The organism is Methylomarinovum caldicuralii (assembly GCF_033126985.1).
Lineage (GTDB): Bacteria > Pseudomonadota > Gammaproteobacteria > Methylococcales > Methylothermaceae > Methylohalobius > Methylohalobius caldicuralii.
This window is the reverse complement of sequence record NZ_AP024714.1, coordinates 967,143-984,618: the sequence shown is the minus strand read 5'-3', so window position 1 is coordinate 984,618 and position 17,476 is coordinate 967,143. Positions and strand designations below refer to the sequence as shown.

The 17,476-nt window shown below is 66.4% G+C and carries 17 protein-coding genes; 3 read left to right on the top strand and 14 right to left on the bottom strand.

All coding sequences use genetic code 11. From position 1 onward, the window contains the following. Nucleotides 1–7: 7 nt before the first annotated feature. The gene (locus MCIT9_RS05200; protein ID WP_317706349.1) at nt 8–922 is read right to left on the bottom strand and encodes an NAD-dependent epimerase/dehydratase family protein; all 915 of its coding nucleotides are present in this window, start codon (nt 920–922) and stop codon (nt 8–10) included. A 21-nt stretch (nt 923–943) separates the two neighbouring features. After that, the gene (locus tag MCIT9_RS05195) at nt 944–2,686 is read right to left on the bottom strand and encodes a fatty acyl-AMP ligase (RefSeq protein WP_317706348.1); all 1,743 of its coding nucleotides are present in this window, start codon (nt 2,684–2,686) and stop codon (nt 944–946) included. A 293-nt stretch (nt 2,687–2,979) separates the two neighbouring features. Between MCIT9_RS05195 and MCIT9_RS05190 the strand changes: the two genes are divergently transcribed. Beyond that, nucleotides 2,980–4,110: a hypothetical protein gene (locus MCIT9_RS05190; RefSeq protein ID WP_317706347.1), complete on the top strand. Its 1,131-nt coding sequence runs from the start codon at nt 2,980–2,982 to the stop codon at nt 4,108–4,110. A 142-nt stretch (nt 4,111–4,252) separates the two neighbouring features. Continuing rightward, nucleotides 4,253–5,041: a nucleotidyltransferase family protein gene (locus tag MCIT9_RS05185; protein ID WP_317706346.1), complete on the top strand. Its 789-nt coding sequence runs from the start codon at nt 4,253–4,255 to the stop codon at nt 5,039–5,041. On the opposite strand, the gene MCIT9_RS05180 is transcribed toward MCIT9_RS05185, so the two are convergent. The 9 genes from MCIT9_RS05180 to ffh form a co-directional block, all read right to left on the bottom strand. Next, nucleotides 5,021–6,187 (bottom strand): MotY family protein, encoded by a 1,167-nt coding sequence (locus MCIT9_RS05180; protein ID WP_317706345.1) that lies wholly within the window; start codon nt 6,185–6,187, stop codon nt 5,021–5,023. The two genes, MCIT9_RS05185 and MCIT9_RS05180, sit on opposite strands and share 21 nt — an antisense overlap. 66 nt (nt 6,188–6,253) lie before the next feature. Next, nucleotides 6,254–7,051, bottom strand: a complete 798-nt coding sequence (locus MCIT9_RS05175; RefSeq protein WP_317706344.1) for an alpha/beta fold hydrolase — start codon at nt 7,049–7,051, stop codon at nt 6,254–6,256. Further along, the gene (gene lpdA, locus MCIT9_RS05170) at nt 7,048–8,460 is read right to left on the bottom strand and encodes a dihydrolipoyl dehydrogenase (RefSeq protein WP_317706343.1); all 1,413 of its coding nucleotides are present in this window, start codon (nt 8,458–8,460) and stop codon (nt 7,048–7,050) included. Before lpdA ends, MCIT9_RS05175 begins: the two co-directional genes overlap by 4 nt. Nucleotides 8,461–8,480: 20 nt before the next feature. Then, nucleotides 8,481–9,776: a dihydrolipoyllysine-residue acetyltransferase gene (gene aceF, locus MCIT9_RS05165; RefSeq protein WP_317706342.1), complete on the bottom strand. Its 1,296-nt coding sequence runs from the start codon at nt 9,774–9,776 to the stop codon at nt 8,481–8,483. Between the two features lie 53 nt (nt 9,777–9,829). Beyond that, nucleotides 9,830–12,523, bottom strand: coding sequence for a pyruvate dehydrogenase (acetyl-transferring), homodimeric type (gene aceE / locus MCIT9_RS05160; RefSeq protein ID WP_340681280.1), 2,694 nt, complete (start codon nt 12,521–12,523; stop codon nt 9,830–9,832). Next, the gene (locus tag MCIT9_RS05155; protein WP_317706341.1) at nt 12,520–13,101 is read right to left on the bottom strand and encodes a Uma2 family endonuclease; all 582 of its coding nucleotides are present in this window, start codon (nt 13,099–13,101) and stop codon (nt 12,520–12,522) included. The genes aceE and MCIT9_RS05155 overlap by 4 nt, the downstream gene beginning before the upstream one ends. A gap of 1 nt (nt 13,102) precedes the next feature. Beyond that, nucleotides 13,103–14,083, bottom strand: coding sequence for a GTP 3',8-cyclase MoaA (gene moaA, locus MCIT9_RS05150; protein ID WP_317706340.1), 981 nt, complete (start codon nt 14,081–14,083; stop codon nt 13,103–13,105). A 10-nt stretch (nt 14,084–14,093) separates the two neighbouring features. After that, nucleotides 14,094–14,315: a hypothetical protein gene (locus tag MCIT9_RS05145; protein WP_317706339.1), complete on the bottom strand. Its 222-nt coding sequence runs from the start codon at nt 14,313–14,315 to the stop codon at nt 14,094–14,096. 10 nt (nt 14,316–14,325) lie between these two features. Beyond that, nucleotides 14,326–15,690: a signal recognition particle protein gene (gene ffh, locus MCIT9_RS05140; RefSeq protein WP_317706338.1), complete on the bottom strand. Its 1,365-nt coding sequence runs from the start codon at nt 15,688–15,690 to the stop codon at nt 14,326–14,328. Nucleotides 15,691–15,752: 62 nt separating this feature from the next. Here ffh and MCIT9_RS05135 point away from each other — a divergent pair, with 62 nt between their 5' ends. Beyond that, nucleotides 15,753–16,547: a cytochrome C assembly family protein gene (locus tag MCIT9_RS05135; protein WP_317706337.1), complete on the top strand. Its 795-nt coding sequence runs from the start codon at nt 15,753–15,755 to the stop codon at nt 16,545–16,547. Here MCIT9_RS05135 and fliT (MCIT9_RS05130) read toward each other — a convergent pair. From fliT (MCIT9_RS05130) to MCIT9_RS05120, 3 genes are read right to left on the bottom strand one after another with little or no spacing between them, the layout of a single operon-like run. Then, complete coding sequence (gene fliT / locus MCIT9_RS05130; protein ID WP_317706336.1) at nt 16,528–16,785, bottom strand: flagellar protein FliT; 258 nt, start codon at nt 16,783–16,785, stop codon at nt 16,528–16,530. The genes MCIT9_RS05135 and fliT (MCIT9_RS05130) overlap by 20 nt on opposite strands. Before the next feature lie 5 nt (nt 16,786–16,790). Then, nucleotides 16,791–17,087, bottom strand: a complete 297-nt coding sequence (gene fliT, locus MCIT9_RS05125; RefSeq protein WP_317706335.1) for a flagellar protein FliT — start codon at nt 17,085–17,087, stop codon at nt 16,791–16,793. Between the two features lie 10 nt (nt 17,088–17,097). Then, the gene (locus MCIT9_RS05120; protein WP_317706334.1) at nt 17,098–17,457 is read right to left on the bottom strand and encodes a flagellar protein FlaG; all 360 of its coding nucleotides are present in this window, start codon (nt 17,455–17,457) and stop codon (nt 17,098–17,100) included. Nucleotides 17,458–17,476 lie beyond the last annotated feature (19 nt).

Genomic DNA, 17,476 nt, shown 5'->3' with positions numbered 1-17,476 from the left:
TTGCAGTTCAAGCCGGTGACGCCAGGGTCCGGGGCAACCCGGTGGCGAAATCCACCTGGGGACGCCAGTCGAGGACCTGACAGATCCGGGTATTGTCGCACACCCAGTCCGGGTGGCGTAACTCGTTGACCTTGGCCGGGGTCAGCATCGGCAGGCGCCCGCTCAGCCTGGCAAGGCCCAGGCTGATCCTGGCCACGGTCCGTAACCAGGCTTCGGGCACTGGCAGCAGACGGGCCTTCCCCTGACGGTAGGCGGCGGCGATGGCCTGCACCTCGTGCCAGCCGTAACCGCCGGGACGGCCGTCGTCCAGTTCGAACACCCCCTCGGCGTCGCTCCGCACCGCCGCCGCCACCGCCCGGGCCAGATCCTCGACGTAGAGCAGGGAGAAACGGGCACTCAGATCGCTTAGGACGGGAATCCAGCCCCGCGCCATCGCCTCCAACAACGGACGCATCTCCCGGTCACCGGGCCCGTACACCGCCGGCGGCCGCAGCGCCAAAGACGAGAACGCCTGGCCGAACGCTGAAATCACCTCCTCCCCCGCGCGCTTGCTGGCGGCATAAGGAGACAAATGGGGCTCCCGGGCCGCCAGGGACGAAATCAGCACGAAACGGCGCACCTTCGCTCTGGCGGCGGCAGCGGCCAGATGCCGGGTTCCGGCGACGTTGACGGCCTCGAAATCCGCCGGCGTGATGCCGCGCACCTGCCCGGCGCAGTGAACCACCGCCTGCGCGCCGGCGACGAAGGCCGCCAGCCCCTCCGGTGCGGTCAACGTGCCCCGGTGCCGCAGCAGTGGAAGACCGGCGGGCAGCCTGGACTCGGAGCCGGGGCGCACCAAAACGCGAACCCGCCATCCGGCGGCAACCAGATGGCGGGCGATCCAGCGGCCGATGAAGCCGCTGGCACCGGTCAGCGCGATCAAAGGCGCCGGGGCCGTCACGCTTCAGAGGGCGGCAGCACGCTGCCCCTTGGACTGGACCAGGCCGTGCTGGGTGATGTAATTTTCCCGGGCCTTGGAACGCGACAGCTTGCCAGAGGACGTCCGCGGCAGGGTGTGCAACGGCACCAGCTCCACGGTGCAGTCGACACCGATCTCCGCCTGCACCTGGGAGCGGATGCGCCGCACCAGATCGGCGCGTTTGGCCTCGTCGGTCTCGCGGCACTGTACCACCAGGATGACCCGGTCGCCGTCCGCATCCGGCACCCCGAAGGCCAGGGCGTCACCGGGACGCACCTCGGGCTGGCGGTGGGCGAGATATTCCAGATCCTGCGGCCAGATGTTGCGGCCGTTGACGATGATGAGATCCTTGGCCCGCCCGGTCAGGTACAAGCGACCATCGGCCACGTAGCCGAGGTCGCCGGTATTGAGCCAGCCGTCATTGGAAAGCACCGCCTCGGTGGTTTCCGGATCCTCAAAATAGCCGGACATCACGCTCGGGCCGCGCAGGTGGATGGTGCCGATGCGGCGCTCGCCCACCTCGTTGCCGTCGGCATCGAGAATCCGCATCTCGAAACTGGGCAGCAGCACGCCGCAGTCGACGAATTCGTTGACCCGCTCGGCGTCCCCGGTCGGAACCGCCCGCCCCTCCAGAGCCAGAACTTCCCCGTCGACCCGATCGACCTTGACCCCCTCGGCCAACGGCGCAAAGGAGACGGCCAGGGAACATTCGGCCATGCCGTAGCAGGGCAGGAACGCTTCTTCGCGGAAACCCGCCGGCGCCAGTGCCTCGGCGAAATGGTTTAAGGTTTCGGTGCGGATCATCTCCGCCCCCACGCCGGCCACCCGCCAGGCGCTCAGATCGAACTTGGCCGCCTCCCCGGGACGCAGGCGGCGGGTGCACAGCTCGTAACCGAACGGCGGTCCGAAGGAAATCGTCGCCTTGTTCCTGGACATCAGCGCCAGCCACTGACGCGGCCGCATGGCGAACTCGCGGGTTCCCAGGTAATCGACCGACACCTGGGACGCCACCGGCGTCAGCATCAGCCCCACCAGCCCCATGTCGTGGTAGAACGGCAGCCAGGACACCGCCCGGTCCCCGGGACGCAGATCGACACCGTGCTGGGCGATTCCCGCCAGGTTGTCCATCACCGCCGCCTGGCGGATCATGACCCCGCGCGGAAAGCGGGTGCTTCCGGAGGTGTACTGGAGGTAGGCCAGTTCATCGGGCTCGAGCGGCTTCGGTTCGGCGTTGCCGTAGGGCAGGCGGTAGAAATCCTCCGGGGCGCCGAAAAACTCGAGATCGAGCCCTGCCGCAGCCTCGGTGAGGAAGGAGATGAAACTGACCGGCGCCATCGCCAGCGCCGGAAGGCAGCTTTGCAGCATCGCCCGCAGTTGGCGCACGTAAGCCTCGTGGCTGCCGAGGCTGAAAGGGATGGGCAACGGCACCGGCACCAGACCGGCGTATTGACAGGCGAAGAAGAAGCGGAGGAAATCCGGGGTGGTCTCCGCCACCAGAGCGAGACGCGACTCCCGCGGCAGCCCCAGTCCGGCCAGACGCCGGGCCAGCTCGAGGGCCTGCTCTCGCAGTTTGGAATACGGCAGAACCTCGTACAGCTCCCCACGGCCGTTGTAGAAGTTGCAGCCGGTCTGCCCCTGCGCGGCGTAATCCAGCGCGTCGGCTAAAGTCGAAAAATCTGCCCGCCGCAGCGGCAACGTATTCTCGGTAGGCGTAGCTTGAGCACCCAAGAGCCTCTCCCCTGTTTCATTCACGTTTCAATCCGCCCATAAAAACCGGTTGGCGTTTCGCAACAACAGCGAAGGCAGGTGTCCTTGTTATCTGTCGTTTTTGGTTGCTTTCACGCGAAAGCCAGGTAACCTATGGGTAAAAAACATCATAGCACCGACGTCAATTCGGAGACAAGCACGGGGCAAAGCCCTGAGCACCCCGTGAAGGTCACCGAAATACTTGGCCTCAAGGATAGCCTGTTGCTAATAAACAATCAACCGTCTCATTAAGGCAACGATACAACACCCCGTCCGTGACCACCCTGCGATTACTTCCCGTCACCCATCCCAAGGATCTGACACGGTTCCTCCGTCTCCCCCACCGCCTCCACGGCGGCAACCCCCACTGGATCGCCCCCCTGGAGCTGGAACGCCGCCAGCATCTTTCCCCGCAGAATCCCTATTTCCGCCACGCCCGCTGGCAGGGCTGGCTGGCGCTGCGCGACGGGGAACCGGTGGGCCGCATCAGCGCCCAGATCGACCGGCTCTATCTGGAGCGGCACGATGACCGGACCGGCTTTTTCGGCCTGCTCGAGGCCGTCGACGATCCGGCGGTGTTCGAGGCCCTGCTGGGACAGGCGGAAACCTGGCTGCGGGAGGCGGGGATGACGGCGGTGCGGGGGCCGTTCAACCTCTCCATCAACCACGACTGCGGGCTGCTGGTGGAAGGCTTCGACAAGCCGCCGATGGTGATGATGCCCTACAACCCGCCCTATTACGCCGACCGGATCGAAGCCCTCGGTTATGCCAAGGCCAAGGATCTGCTTGCCTACCGTCTCGAAACCGATGTCGAATTTTCCGCCGCAGTCCGGCGGCTGGCGGCCAAGGCGGCCGGGGAAATCCGGGTCCGTCCCCTCAGGCGCCGGCGCCTGCTGGAGGAATTCGAGCTGCTGCGCGACATCTTCAACGACGCCTGGTCCGACAACTGGGGCTTCGTGCCCTTCACCCGGGAAGAATTCGCGGAAATGGCCGGGACGCTCAAACACATCGTCGCCGACGACTTCGTCCAGATCGCTGAATACCGGGGCGAGGCGGTGGGGATGATCGTCGCCATTCCCAACCTGAACCAGCTGCTGGCCGGGCTCGACGGCCGCCTGCTGCCGCTCAACTGGCTCAAACTGCTGTGGCGCTGGAAATCCCAGCCGCCCGACAGCGGCCGGGTGATCCTGATGGGCATCCGCAAATCCCAGCGCCAGAGCCTGATGGGCGCCGCCATCGCCTATCTGCTGGTGGATGCCCTGCGCGAGCCGGTACTGCGCCACGGGATGCGGTTCATGGAGCTGTCGTGGATTCTGGAGGACAACCGGCGCATCCGCGGCATCATCGAAAGCCTGGGGGCCGGGATCGACAAACGTTACCGGATCTACCAGAAGTCGCTGGCATGAATTTCCCACCCGCATCACCTCCGTCAGCGGGCCGGAACACCGCTTTTCGGGGACGTCGTGAACCCGTCCCTGGGGACTTGGACACGGCCGTCCGGGCCGTATACACCCCGAAAAGCGGCATCCCGGCCCGCTCACCGGCACCATGAACTGGCACGCTGTCGTTCTCGCCGCCGACCGTGAACGGGCCAACCCGGTCGCCGCGGCCGCCGGGGCTCCCTGCAAGAGCCTGGTGCCGCTCGCCGGCGCCCCCTTGCTGGCGCGGGTGCTGGCGGCCCTGGAAGGCTGCCCGCTCATCGAGGCCATCGTCCTCGTCGGGCCGGCCGAAACCATCTGGCGCCGGCACGCCTTAAACAGCATCAAACCCCTGCGCTGGCTGCCGCCCGCCGCTTCCCCCTCCCTCAGCGCCTGGCGCGGCATGGAAACCGTCCCGCCCCGGCAGCCGGTGCTGCTGACCACCTCGGACCTGGCCTTTCCCGATTCCGCAGTGTTCACGGAATTCTGCCGCCGCGCCCAGGACAGCGGCGTCGATCTGGCCGTCGGCCTGGTCCCGCATCGGCTGGTGGTCCGGCGCTTTCCAGGCGTGCGGCGCACCGCCCTGCGCTTCGCCGACGGCCCCTTCTGCACCTGCAATCTGTTCGCCTTTCTCACCCCCAAAGGACGGGAGTTCGTCCACTTCTGGCGCCGTCTGGAACAACAGCGCAAACGCCCCTGGCGCCTCATCCGGGAACTGGGGGCGGTCACGCTGGTGCGTTATCTGCTGGGCCGGCTGACCACCGCAGAGGTGGCCCGACAGGTGGAAAAGAAGCTCGGCATCCGGGTCCGTTTCGTGATTCTGGAACACCCGGAGGCGGCGGTGGACATCGACACCCCCGAAGATCTGGCCCTGGCCAGATCCTGGCTCGAAGCCGGATCAGCGCCCGGCGCCCGGTAACGGCCTCTCGTCGAAATCGATCCACACTCTCCGGTTCTTGGCCTGCCCGGCTTTGGTCAAATTGCTGGCGACCCGGTGGCGCGATCCCCAGGCCTTGACCGTCATCCGCTGCGGCGCCACCCCGCGTCCGGCCAGATAATCACGGATGCGCTCGGCCCAGCGGCGCGACAGCGCCAGATTGGTGCGCTCGCTGCGCCAGCGGGCACCGTCGCTGTAACCGTGGATGACGAGCTGGCCGGGAAAGAATTCGTTGACATAACGGGCCAACAGATCGAGCCGGCGGCGCTGGGCGGCCGTGAGCCGGCTCTGGCGGCGGCCGTAGTGGTACAGGCGCAACCCCTCGGGGCCGAACAGGCGGATCTCCACCACCGGTTTGCCGCGGGCCTTGCCGGTAGTGACCCAATCGGCCGTCAGCCCCTGGGACTGAAGCCAGCGCCGCACCCGGAGAAACCGCTTCCGGAACCAGCTTTCGGCCGCCTTGCCGGCCCCGGCGGTGACGTTCCTGACCACCACCTGCCCCTTGCCCAGCCGCTGGAGCAGATCCGCCAGCTGGGACAGGCGGGTACGGGCCGCCGGCGGCAGCTCTACCTGCTGCTCGCGGAAGTAATACTGCAGATCTGTGAAGTCATCCAGACTGTAGGGCGGCAGCTTGGCGCGGCAGTTCTGAAAATCGGGATAGCGCTCCCAGAACCGCACCGCCGACACGCTGACCTGGGCCTCGCTGAGCACGTTTCCCCAGGGGCGGCGGTAATCGAAGCGGGGAAAGCGGCCTGCATGCACCGCCGCCAGCATCTGCTCGGCGACAGCCCCTTCCACCACCAGGCGCCGGCCCAAGGTTCCCGCCGTTTCGATGCGGTCGACGGCGTAACGCCGACCGGGCAGGTAACGGTGCTGCCAGGGTGCGGGATGGATCTGAAGGCCGGCGTCCACCACCCGGGGTTCGTGTGCCAATTGCAACCAGAAACGCAGCGGCTTGCCGGCCCGCTGCTCGAAGGCCACCGTTCCCAGATCTTCGACCGTCTGACTCAGGCGGCAAAACAGCTTCCCTGTTTCCAGATGCCAGCCGGCGGTCAGCGGCGAGGGTTGATACACCTCCGCCGCCACCCAACCGCTCCACAACAAACCGAGCCAGATCCAAATACGCATGTCGCCGCTTTCCGCATTCCCACCGAGGTTAGCGGCGGGAAGGGACGCGGCTTTAATGGCGTCGGCTCATGCCTCCCGCAGGAAGCAGCGCACCACGTCTAGGAAGACCTCGGGCTCGTCGCTGTGGACCCAGTGGCCGGCGTTGGCGATGGTCTGGATGCGGGCGTTGGGGAACAGGGTGCGGATGGCCTGGTGGTACTGGGGCTTGAGGTATTCCGAGCGACCGCCGGCGATGAACAGGGTCGGCCCCTCGAACGGCCTGACCTGGTCGTCTAGGGGGAAGCCGACAATGCCCGGCAGCGCCTCGGCGATGAGGTCGAGGTCGATGCGCCAGCGGTAGCGGTGATCGTCGGCCACCAGATTCTGGAGCAGAAACTGGCACACCAGCGGATTGTCCAGGTGCTGATTGAGCCACGCTTCCGCCTCGCGGCGGCTGTGGATCCGCTCCAGGGGCAGGGCCCGCAGGGCGGCGATGACGTGGTCGAAATTGTGGCTGTACTGCACCGGGGCGATGTCCACCACGATCAGCTTTTCGACCCGCTCCGGATGGTGCAGCGCCAGGGTCATGGCCACCTTGCCGCCCATGCTGTGCCCCAGCAGGCTGGCGGAGGCCAATCCTTCACGATCCATCAGGGCGAGGACGTCTGCGGCCATGTGGGGATAATCGATGGGCCCCACCTGGGGCGATTCCCCGTGTCCCCGCAGATCGGGGACGTGGAGCTGGCATTCATCCGCCAGCTTGCGGGCCAGGGAATACCAGTTGCGGCCGGCGCCGAACAGGCCGTGGAGGATCATCAACGGCGGACCGGACTCGCCGAAATGCTGGCAACGCAGCGCGACCGTGGGCAATTCCGCCAGATTCATTTTTTCTTGCCGCCCAGATACAGATCGGTGATGGTACCCTCGAGTATCTCGGCGGCGAACATCAGCGTCTCCGACAGGGTCGGATGGGGATGGATGGTCAGGGCCAGATCCTCGGCATCGGCCCCCATCTCCAGCGCCAGCACGGCCTCGGAAATCAGCTCGCCGGCGTGGGGCCCGGTGATGCCGGCACCCAGAATCCGGCGGGTCTTCCTGTCGCACAGCAGCTTGGTGAGCCCCTCGCGCCGCCCCATCGCCAGGGCGCGGCCGCTGGCGGCCCAGGGAAACACCGCCTTGTCGTATTCGATGCCGGCTTCCTTCAGCTCGGCCTCGCTCCTGCCCATCCAGGCCACCTCCGGGTCGGTGTAGGCCACCGCCGGGATGGTCAGGGCCTGGAAGGCCACTTTCTCGCCGGCGATGACCTCGGCGGCGATCTTGCCCTCGTGGCTGGCCTTGTGGGCCAGCATCGGCCCCGGCACGAGGTCGCCGATGGCGTAGATGTGCGGCACCTGGGTGCGCATCTGCTCGTCCACCGGGATGAGGCCGCGCTCGTCGGTGTCGATGCCGGCGGCGGCCAGATTGAGGCGGTCGCTGTTGGGGCGGCGTCCCACCGCCACCAGGAGGCGGTCGAAGCGGGCCTGATCCGGCACCCCCTCCCCCTCGAAACGGACCGTCAGGCCGTCCGCCCCGGCCTCGACCCCGGTCACTTTGGAGCGGAGCCAGATGTTCTCGTAGCGCTTGGTGATGGTCTGCAGCAGCGGCCGGATCAGCTCCGGATCGGTCCCCGGCAGGATCTGGTCCGCCAGCTCCACCACCGAGATCTTCGCCCCCAGGGCATGATAGACACAGGCCATTTCCAGACCGATGACACCCGCCCCCACCACCAGCAGATGGCCGGGAACCTCCTCCAGCGCCAGCGCATCCGTGGAATCCATGATCCGCGGATCGTCAGGGAAACCGGGCAGCTGCACCGGGCGGGAACCGGCGGCGATGATGGCGTTCTGGAAACGGATGGTTTCGCTGCCTTCAGGGCCTTCCACTTCGACCTCGTGGGGGGAGACGAACTTGGCCACCCCCTGCACCACCTGGACCTGGCGCTGCTTGGCCAGACCGGCCAGGCCGGTGTTGAGAGTCTTGACCACCCGTTCCTTCCAGGCCCGCACCTTGTTGAGGTCGATCTTCGGGGCGCCGAAATCGATGCCTTTGGCGGCCGCGTCCCCGGCCTGATAGATCAGCTCCGCCAGGTGCAGCAGGGCCTTGGAGGGAATGCAGCCGACGTTGAGACACACGCCCCCCAGCACCGGGAAGCGTTCCACCAGGGTCACTTTCTTGCCCAGATCGGCAGCGCGGAAGGCCGCCGTGTAACCGCCGGGGCCGGCGCCGATGACCAGGACTTCGGTTTCGATCGTCATGTTTTTTTCCTCCCTCTCCCTCACAGCACCAACTGGCGCAAATCGCAGAGCAGTTGACCGAAGCGGACCACAAACTGCGCCCCCTCGGCGCCGTCGATCACCCGGTGATCATAAGACAGGGAGATGGGCAGCATCACTCGCGGCTCGAATTCACCGCCGTTCCACACCGGCTGCATCCGCGCCCGTGACAGCCCCAGAATGGCCACCTCCGGCACGTTGACGATGGGGGTGAAGTGCCCCCCGCCGATGCCGCCGAGGCTGGACACCGAGAAGCAGCCCCCCTGGAGATCGTTGGGCCCGAGCTTGCCGGCGCGGGCACGGGCGCTGACATCGGCCAGCTCCCCGGCCAGTTCCCACACGCCCTTGCGGTCCACGTCGCGGATCACCGGCACCACCAGCCCGTCCGGCGTGGCCACGGCGACGCCGATGTGACAATAGCGTTTGAGAATCAGGGTTTCGCCGTCCGGCGCCAGGGAAGCGTTGAACTGGGGGAATTCCTTCAGCACCACCGGCAGCGCCCGCAACACGAAGGCCAGCGGCGTCAGCTTGATGCCGCGCTTTTCCGCCTCCGGTTTGAGGGACTGGCGGAAATTCTCCAGCTCGGTGATGTCCACGTCGTGGTGCTGGGTCACCTTGGGGGCGTTGAGCCAGGCCCGCTGCAGGTGGGGACCGCTGCGGCGTTTGATCCGCGACAACGGCTGTCTTTCCACCGGCCCGAACTTGGTGAAATCCACTTCCGGAACCGGCGGGATTCCCGGCGCGGCACCCGCCGCCGGCGCCCCCTGCAGGCGGGACTTGACGTAGCGCTCCACGTCCTCACGCAGAATCCGGCCCTTGGGCCCGCTGCCGCGCACCTGGGACAGATCCACCCCCAGGCTGCGGGCGAAGCGCCGCACCGACGGGCTGGCGTAGGGCAGTTCGGCGGCCGGGGCTGCGGCAGGCGGCGGTGCAGGTTCGGGTTCGGGGGCCGGCAGCGGTGCCGCTTCGGAGACGGGGGCCTGGACCTCCGGCGCGGCGGCCGGGGCCTTGGCTTCTTCTTCCTTGGCGGGTGGCGCGGCTTCGGCTTCCTCCGCCTCGCTCGCCTCCAGGCGGACGATGGGATCGCCTTCCTTGACCTTGTCCCCCACCTTGACCAGCACCTCCTTGACCACCCCCGCCTCCGACGAGGGCACCTCCATGGTGGCCTTGTCGCTCTCCAGGGTGATCAGCGGATCGTCCTTGGCCACGGTGTCGCCGGGCTGGACCAGCACTTCGATGACATCGACGGCGTCCACATCTCCCAACGGCGGGACGCTGATTTCCTTGATCTGGCTCACTCGTTACCCCTTTTTCGATGATCTTGTGGTTATTATGCGCTCACTCTACCCTTTCACACCGTCGGCGGGAACGGTTTTTCCGGATCGATGCCGTAGCGGTCGATGGCCTGTCGCACCACCCCGGCCTCGACATTGCCCTCGTCGGCCAGCGCCTTGAGGGCGGCCAGCGCCACCGCGTGGCGGTCCACCTCGAAGAAGTAACGCAGGGCCTTGCGGGTGTCGCTGCGGCCGTAGCCGTCGGTTCCGAGGGTGACATAGCGCTGCGGGACGAAGGCGCGGATCTGCTCGGCATGGCTGCGGATGTAGTCGGTCGCCGCCACTACCGGTCCGGGCGCCTTTTCCAGGCATTCGGTGACGTAGGGCTTTTTCGGCGCCTCGGCAGGATGACGCTGATTCCAGCGCTCGGCCTGGACGCCGTCGCGGTGCAGCTCGGAGAAGCTGGTAACGCTCCAGACGTCGGCGGCAATGCCGAAATCCTGCTGCAGCAGTTCGGCGGCGGCCATCACCTCGCGCAGGATGGTGCCGCTGCCTAAGAGCTGCACCCGGGCCTGATCGCCGCCGCTGACGATGCGGTACATGCCCTTGAGGATGCCCGCCTCCACCCCTTCCGGCATCGGCGGATGGGGGTAATTCTCGTTCATCACCGTCAGGTAATAATAGACGTTCTCGCCGTTGCCGATGATGCGTTTGAGCCCGTCGCGGATGATGACCGCCAGCTCGTAGCCGAAGCAGGGATCGTAGGCGATGCAGTTGGGGACGGCGGAGAAGAAGTGGAGGTTGTGGCCGTCCTGGTGCTGCAGCCCCTCCCCGGCCAGGGTGGTGCGCCCGGCGGTGCCACCCACCAGGAAACCGCGGGCCTGCATGTCGCCGGCAGCCCAGCACAGATCGCCGACGCGCTGGTAGCCGAACATCGAATAATAGATGTAGAACGGCACCATCGGCAGATCGTGGTTGCTGTAGGAGGTGGCGGCGGCGATCCAGTCGGCCATGGCGCCGGCTTCGCAGATGCCCTCCTCCAGCACCTGCCCCTTCCTGTCCTCGCGGTAGTAGTTGATCTGCCCGGCGTCCTCCGGCTCGAACAACTGCCCCACGTGGGAATAGATGCCGTACTGGCGGAACAGCCCTTCCATGCCGAAGGTGCGGGCCTCGTCGGGAACGATGGGCACCACGTGCCTGCCGAAGCGGCGGTCGCGCATCAAGGCCGCCAGCAGGCGCACGAAGACCATGGTGGTGGACATCTCGCGCTCTCCGGTGCCCTTGAAAGCGAAATCGTAGGGCTTGTCGTCGGGGAGGGAGAGGAACACCGATGACTGGCGCCGGCGCTGGGGCAGGTATCCACCCAGGGCGCGGCGGCGCTCGTGCAGGTAGCGCATCACCTCGCTGTCTTCGGAGGGCTTGTAGAAGGGCGTCTCCAGCAGCTTGTCGTCAGGGATGGGGATTTCGAAGCGGTCGCGGAACTGACGCAGGGCCTTCTCCTCCAGCTTCTTCTGCTGGTGGGCGCCCATGCGGCCCTCGCCGGCCTCGCCCATGCCGTAACCCTTGATGGTCTTGGCCAGGATCACCGTCGGCTGACCGACGTGCTTCACCGCCCGGTCGTAGGCGGCATAGATCTTTCTGGGATCGTGGCCGCCGCGGTCGAGGCGGAAGATTTGCTCGTCGGACATGTCCTTGACCATCTCCAGCAGCTCCGGGTACTTGCCGAAAAAGTGCTGGCGCACGTAGGCCCCGTCCTTGGCCTTGTAGGTCTGGTATTCGCCGTCGACCACCTCCTCCATGCGTTTCTTCAGGAGGCCTTGGGTGTCGCGGGCCAGGAGCGGATCCCAGCGCGAGCCCCAAATCACTTTGATGACGTTCCAGCCGGCGCCGCGGAACAGGCTTTCCAGCTCCTGGATGATCTTGCCGTCACCGCGCACCGGGCCGTCGAGGCGCTGGAGGTTGCAGTTGACGACGAAGATCAGATTGTCGAGACGCTCGCGCCCGGCCAGGGACAGGGCGCCGACCGACTCCGGCTCGTCCATCTCGCCGTCGCCGCAGAAGCACCAGACCTTGCGGCCCGAGGTGTCGGCCAGCTCGCGGTCGTGGAGATAGCGCATGAAGCGGGCCTGATAGATGGCCATCAGCGGCCCCAGCCCCATGGAGACGGTGGGGAACTGCCAGAAATCGGGCATCAGCCACGGATGGGGGTAGGAGGACAGGCCGTTGCCGGCGACCTCGCTGCGGAAGTTGGCCAGCTGTTCCTCGCTCAGCCGCCCTTCGAGGAAGGCGCGGGCGTACATCCCCGGCGAGGCGTGGCCCTGGAAGAACACCAGATCGCCGCCGAAGTTCTCGTTGGGGGCGCGGAAGAAATGGTTGAAGCCCACCTCGTACAGGGTCGCCGCCGAAGCGTAACTGGCGATGTGGCCGCCGTATTCGGTGGAACGGCGGTTGGCCCGCACCACCATGGCCATGGCGTTCCAGCGCACGAAGGAGCGGATACGCCGCTCCAGGTCCAGATCGCCCGGATAGCTCGGCTCCAGTTCCGCGGGGATGGTGTTGATGTAGGGCGTGGTGGCGGAATAGGGAATGGCGACCCCGGCCTGGCGGGCCTGGTCGATCAGACGCTCGATCAGATAGTGGGCCCGCTTGGGACCGGCGTGGCGGATCACCGCCTCCAGCGCCTCGAGCCACTCGCGGGTTTCCTGGGGATCGTTGTCCTGGATCAGTCGCGCCCCGGACAGGCCGCGGGGGTCCAAATTCCTCTCAGTCACAGGTCCTCCAATACGCTTGCCAACAAATCCAAATCCAATTGCAACCCGGCAATCCGGCTCGCCATCACGCCTTTTAGCCCCGTGATGTGCGGGGCACCGTAACCATTCCCTTCCAGACGCCAGATCATCAGCACCCGGTCCAGCGGTTCGATGGTCCAGTATTCCACCACCCCAACCCGGGCATAGAGTTCGCGCTTGACGGTGAGATCCTTGGCCGCAGTATGGGGCGAGAGCACTTCCACCGCCAAATCCGGCGCGCCCCTGGCCCCCCGCTCGTCCAACTTGGACGGATCGCACCAGACGCTCACGTCCGGCTGCACTACGGTATCGATCTCGTCATCGGCCAATCCCGGCGCCCCCAGGCGCACGTCGAAAGGGGCGACATAAACCCGACATCGCCGGTCCGCCAGCTGATTGGCGAATTGACGGCAGATTTCCACCACGATTTCCTGATGGCGGCGCGTCGGGGCCGGCGACATGTCGTAGGCAACGCCGTCGATCAGCTCCCAACGCTCGTTCTCGGGCCAGGTGAGATAATCGGCATAGGTGTAACGTCGCTGTACTTCCGGCACGCCCATTTCAGCCTCCGGTGTGATTCATATGCCGCAGGATCACCGGCTGCTCGCGCAGATCGAAATGATGACGCTCCGGCTTGCGCCCGATGGCCTCGCGGATGGCCCGGCGCAGCCGGTCCTCGTCGCCGGGCCAGCGCCGCAGGATCCGGCGCAGGTCCAGGGAATGCTCGTTGCCCAGGCACAGCAGCAGACGCCCTTCCACGGTCAGGCGCACCCGGTTGCAGTCGCCGCAGAAATTGTGGCTGTGGGGGGAGATGAAGCCGACCCGGGTGTCGCTGCCGGCCACCCGCCAGTAGCGCGACGGCCCGCCGGTGCGCTCGGTGGTGGGAAGCAGCTCGAAATGCCTTTCCAGATCGGCCCGCACCTGATCGGAAGCGTAGAAGGCCGCGGCGCGGTCGTGGTCGCCGATCACCCCCAGGGGCATTTCCTCGATGAAGCTGATGTCTAGGCCGCGGTCGACGGCGAAGCGCACCAGAGCGGTGGTCTCGTCGTGGTTGACGCCCTTGAGCACCACGGTGTTGAGCTTGATGCGCTGGAAACCGGCCCGGCGCGCCGCCTCGATACCTTGTAGCACCTGCTCCAGGTCGCCGACCCGGGTGATACGGCGGAAGCGCTTAGGATCGAGGCTGTCGAGGCTGACGTTGAGGCGCCGGACGCCAGCCGCCGCCAGCCGCCTGGCGCACTCGGCCAGACGCATGCCGTTGGTGGTCAGGGTCAGCTCCCGCAGCGGCAGCCTGCCCAGATCCTCGATCAGATTCAGCCCCCCCCGCCGCACCAGCGGCTCGCCACCGGTGACGCGGATCTTCTCCACCCCCAGTCCCACGAACACCCGGGCCAGGGTGTAAAGCTCCTCCAGGGTGAGGATCTGGGCCCGGGGCAGAAAAGTCATGTCCTCGGCCATGCAGTAGCGGCAGCGCAGATCGCAGCGGTCGGTGACCGACAGGCGCAGATAGGTGATGCGGCGGCCGAAACAGTCGATGAGCATGGGTCAGCCTTCAGTCCCGCAGTTCCAGACGCCGCTCGACCCGTTCCAGCCGGTCGCCGAAACGGTCCATGCGGATGGACTGCTCCGCCAGAAAACCGTGCAGGCTGGCCACATCGCTCTCCAGCCGCCCCAACCGGCTTTTGATTTCGCGGATGTCCTCGCGCATCTCGCGCTGATTGTCGAGGACTTTCTGCACCATCTGCATCAGCAGCTCAAGATTCGCTTCAGCCATGCCCATCCCCTCAGAACGGCAGCTTCGGCATCCCGCCGCCGGGCATGCCTGGGAAGCCGCCTTTGCCGAAGCCCTTCATCTTTTTCATCTTCTTCATCATCTTCTGCATCTGGTTGTACTGCTTCAGCAGGCGGTTGACGTCCTGCACCTGCATCCCCGCCCCCCTGGCGATGCGGCGCTTGCGTGAGGTGTTGATGACCGCCGGGAAGCGGCGCTCATGGGGGGTCATGGAATTGATGATGGCGATCTGGCGGTCGATGTCGCGGTCGTCGATGTTCTGTTTGACGTTCTTGGGCAGCTCGCCCATGCCCGGCAGTTTGTCGAGGAGCTTGGAGACGCCGCCCATCTTGTTGAGCTGCATAAGCTGCTCGCGCATGTCCTCCAGATCGAAGCCCTTGCCCTTCTGGAGCTTGTTGACGAATTTCTCCGCCTTGCCCTTGTCGATCTTGCGCTCGACCTCCTCGATCAGGCTGAGGACGTCGCCCATGCCGAGGATGCGCGAGGCGATGCGGTCCGGGTGGAACAGCTCGAGGGCGTCGGTCTTCTCGCCGGTGCCGATGAACTTGATCGGCTTGCCGGTGATGTGGCGGATCGACAGCGCTGCCCCGCCCCGGGCGTCGCCGTCGGCCTTGGTCAGCACCACGCCGGTGAGCGGCAGGGCGTCGTGGAAGGCCTTGGCGGTGTTGGCGGCGTCCTGGCCGGTCATGCTGTCCACCACGAACAGGGTCTCGACCGGATTGACCGCCGCGTGGATGGCCTGGATCTCCCGCATCATGTCCTCGTCGATGTGGAGACGGCCGGCGGTGTCGATGATGACCGCATCCAGCAGTTTCCTGCGGGCGTGTTCGACGGCCTTTTTGGCGATCTCCACCGGCTGCTCCTCCGGCGACGAGGGAATGAACTCGACGCCGACATCTTCGGCCAGGGTTTTCAGCTGCTCGATGGCGGCCGGGCGGTAAACGTCGGCACTGACCACCGCGACCTTCTTCTTCTGATTGTCCTTGAGCCAGCGCGCCAGCTTGGCCACGGTGGTGGTCTTGCCCGCCCCCTGCAGGCCGGCCATCAGGATCACCGCCGGCGGCTGGGTGGCCAGGTCGAGGCCTTCGCTGGCCCCGCCCATGACATCCACCAGTTCCTGGTTGACGATCTTGACGAATGCCTGCCCCGGCGTCAGGCTGGCCTGGACCTCCTGTCCCAAGGCGCGCTCGCGCACCCGGTCGATGAAGGCCTTGACCACCGGCAGGGCGACATCGGCCTCCAGCAGGGCCATGCGCACCTCGCGCAGGGTGTCCTTGATGTTGTCCTCGGTCAGGCGGCCCTGGCCGCGGATGGTCTTGAGGGTCTTGGTAAGGCGTTCGGTCAGATTGTCAAACATGGCGTACTGTCACCTGCAATAGAATGTCGGGTATTATGCCAGAGTGAGTAAGGAGGAAACCATTGGCGAATTGGACCATGATCGTTGCCGGCGGCGCAATCGCCGCTTATCTCGTCGGATTCTGGCGGCTGCTGCATCCGGCCGCCAGCCGCTGGACGGTGCTGGCGGCCACCGCCATCGGCGCGGTGCTGCACGGCATCGCCCTGGGGAACATCCTGCTGACGCCCGCGGGGCTCGATCTCAGCTTCTTCAATACCGCCGCCCTGATCAGCTGGATGATCGTGCTGCTATTCCTCACCGCCGCTCTGGGCAAACCTCTTGACAAGCTGGGGCTGGCGGTCCTGCCGCTGGCGGCGCTTACACTGCTGCTTAGACTGGCGTTTCCCGCCGAAGTGCATCCCCTCGCCACGCTGTCGCCGGGGATGCAGCTGCACATCCTGGTGTCGATTCTGGCCTTCAGCCTGCTCAACGTCGCCGCCTTCCAGGCCGTCCTGCTGGCCTGGCAGGACTGGCAGCTGCGCCACAAGCATCCGGGGCGTTTCGTGCGTTCGCTGCCGCCGCTGCAGGCGATGGAAACGTTTCTGTTTCAGCTGATCGGGGTGGGGTTCGTGTTGCTCAGCGCCTCGCTGCTGACGGGGCTGATGTTCGTGGAGGATCTGTTCGCCCAGCACCTGGTGCACAAGACGGTGCTGTCGATCCTGTCGTGGGGGGTGTTCGGGCTGTTGCTGTGGGGACGCTGGCGCCACGGCTGGCGCGGCAAGACGGCGATCCGCTGGACGCTGGGGGGGTTCGCGGCGCTGCTGCTGGCTTACTTCGGCAGCAAGCTGGTGCTGGAGCTCATCTTGCGGCGTGCCTGAACTCGACCGGCATCCGATGACGACGGCGAAGTCTCAGGCGGATGATCGTCCGGTCCACCGCCACGGCCCGCTGGATCCAGGCGGCGGCTTCCTGTCCTTCGGTGCGGCGCAGCAGGGCCTGCAGCAACGCCTGCCGTTCGCGCGCCAGTTGTCGCAGCTCGTCCCAGCGGCCGGCGGCGGCGCAGTCGAGCAACTGGCGGTTGAGACGTTCCAGGTGGGACAGATCGGCTTCCGGCATCGGGTTCACGCTCCGCTGGCAAGATACCGGGAAACCGCCTGATGCCGGCTGCGCAGCCGGCGCAGGGCAGCGGCGGCCTGATCCCGCTCCTGTTCCAGGACGGCGACGATCCTTGCGTCCAGTTCCCGGATCCGGCACAGTGCCGCATACCGCTCCCGGCGGGACCCCTCCTCCCCCGCCAGCGCCCGGCGCAGCATAGCGTCCCGGCGGGATTTGAGCGCCTCCAGGGGCTCGAAGTCCGCCGCTTCCGCCTTTTCCGCCATCGCGGCCGTCAGCCGCAGCGCTTCATCCAAGTCCGTCATGCAAACGCCCTCAGACCCGCTGTGCGAACAGCAGACCTTCCTCCTTGCTTTCCTTCATGGCCTTGGCCAACTCCAGGGCCGATTTGGGGGGAATCTGCCGCACCACCTCCCCGCTTTCGGCATCCAGCACCTTGACCACCACCTTGTGGGTGTCCCGGTCGATGGAAAACTCCAGATTGCGCTGCACCGTCTGCAGATAGTCGTTGATCTGCTTGACCGCCTCTTCCAGTTGTTCCGGCTCCGGGGCGGCCTCGGCCTGCCGCTCCCCTGCGGGCTTGGAAGTCGCCGGATTTGTCCCCGTATGCCCGGTGGCCGGCTTGGCGGCGGGTGATGTGGGTGGATAGGGGTTCATCAGCGTTTCGACGTTCATGGTTCTGTCCTCCGTGTAG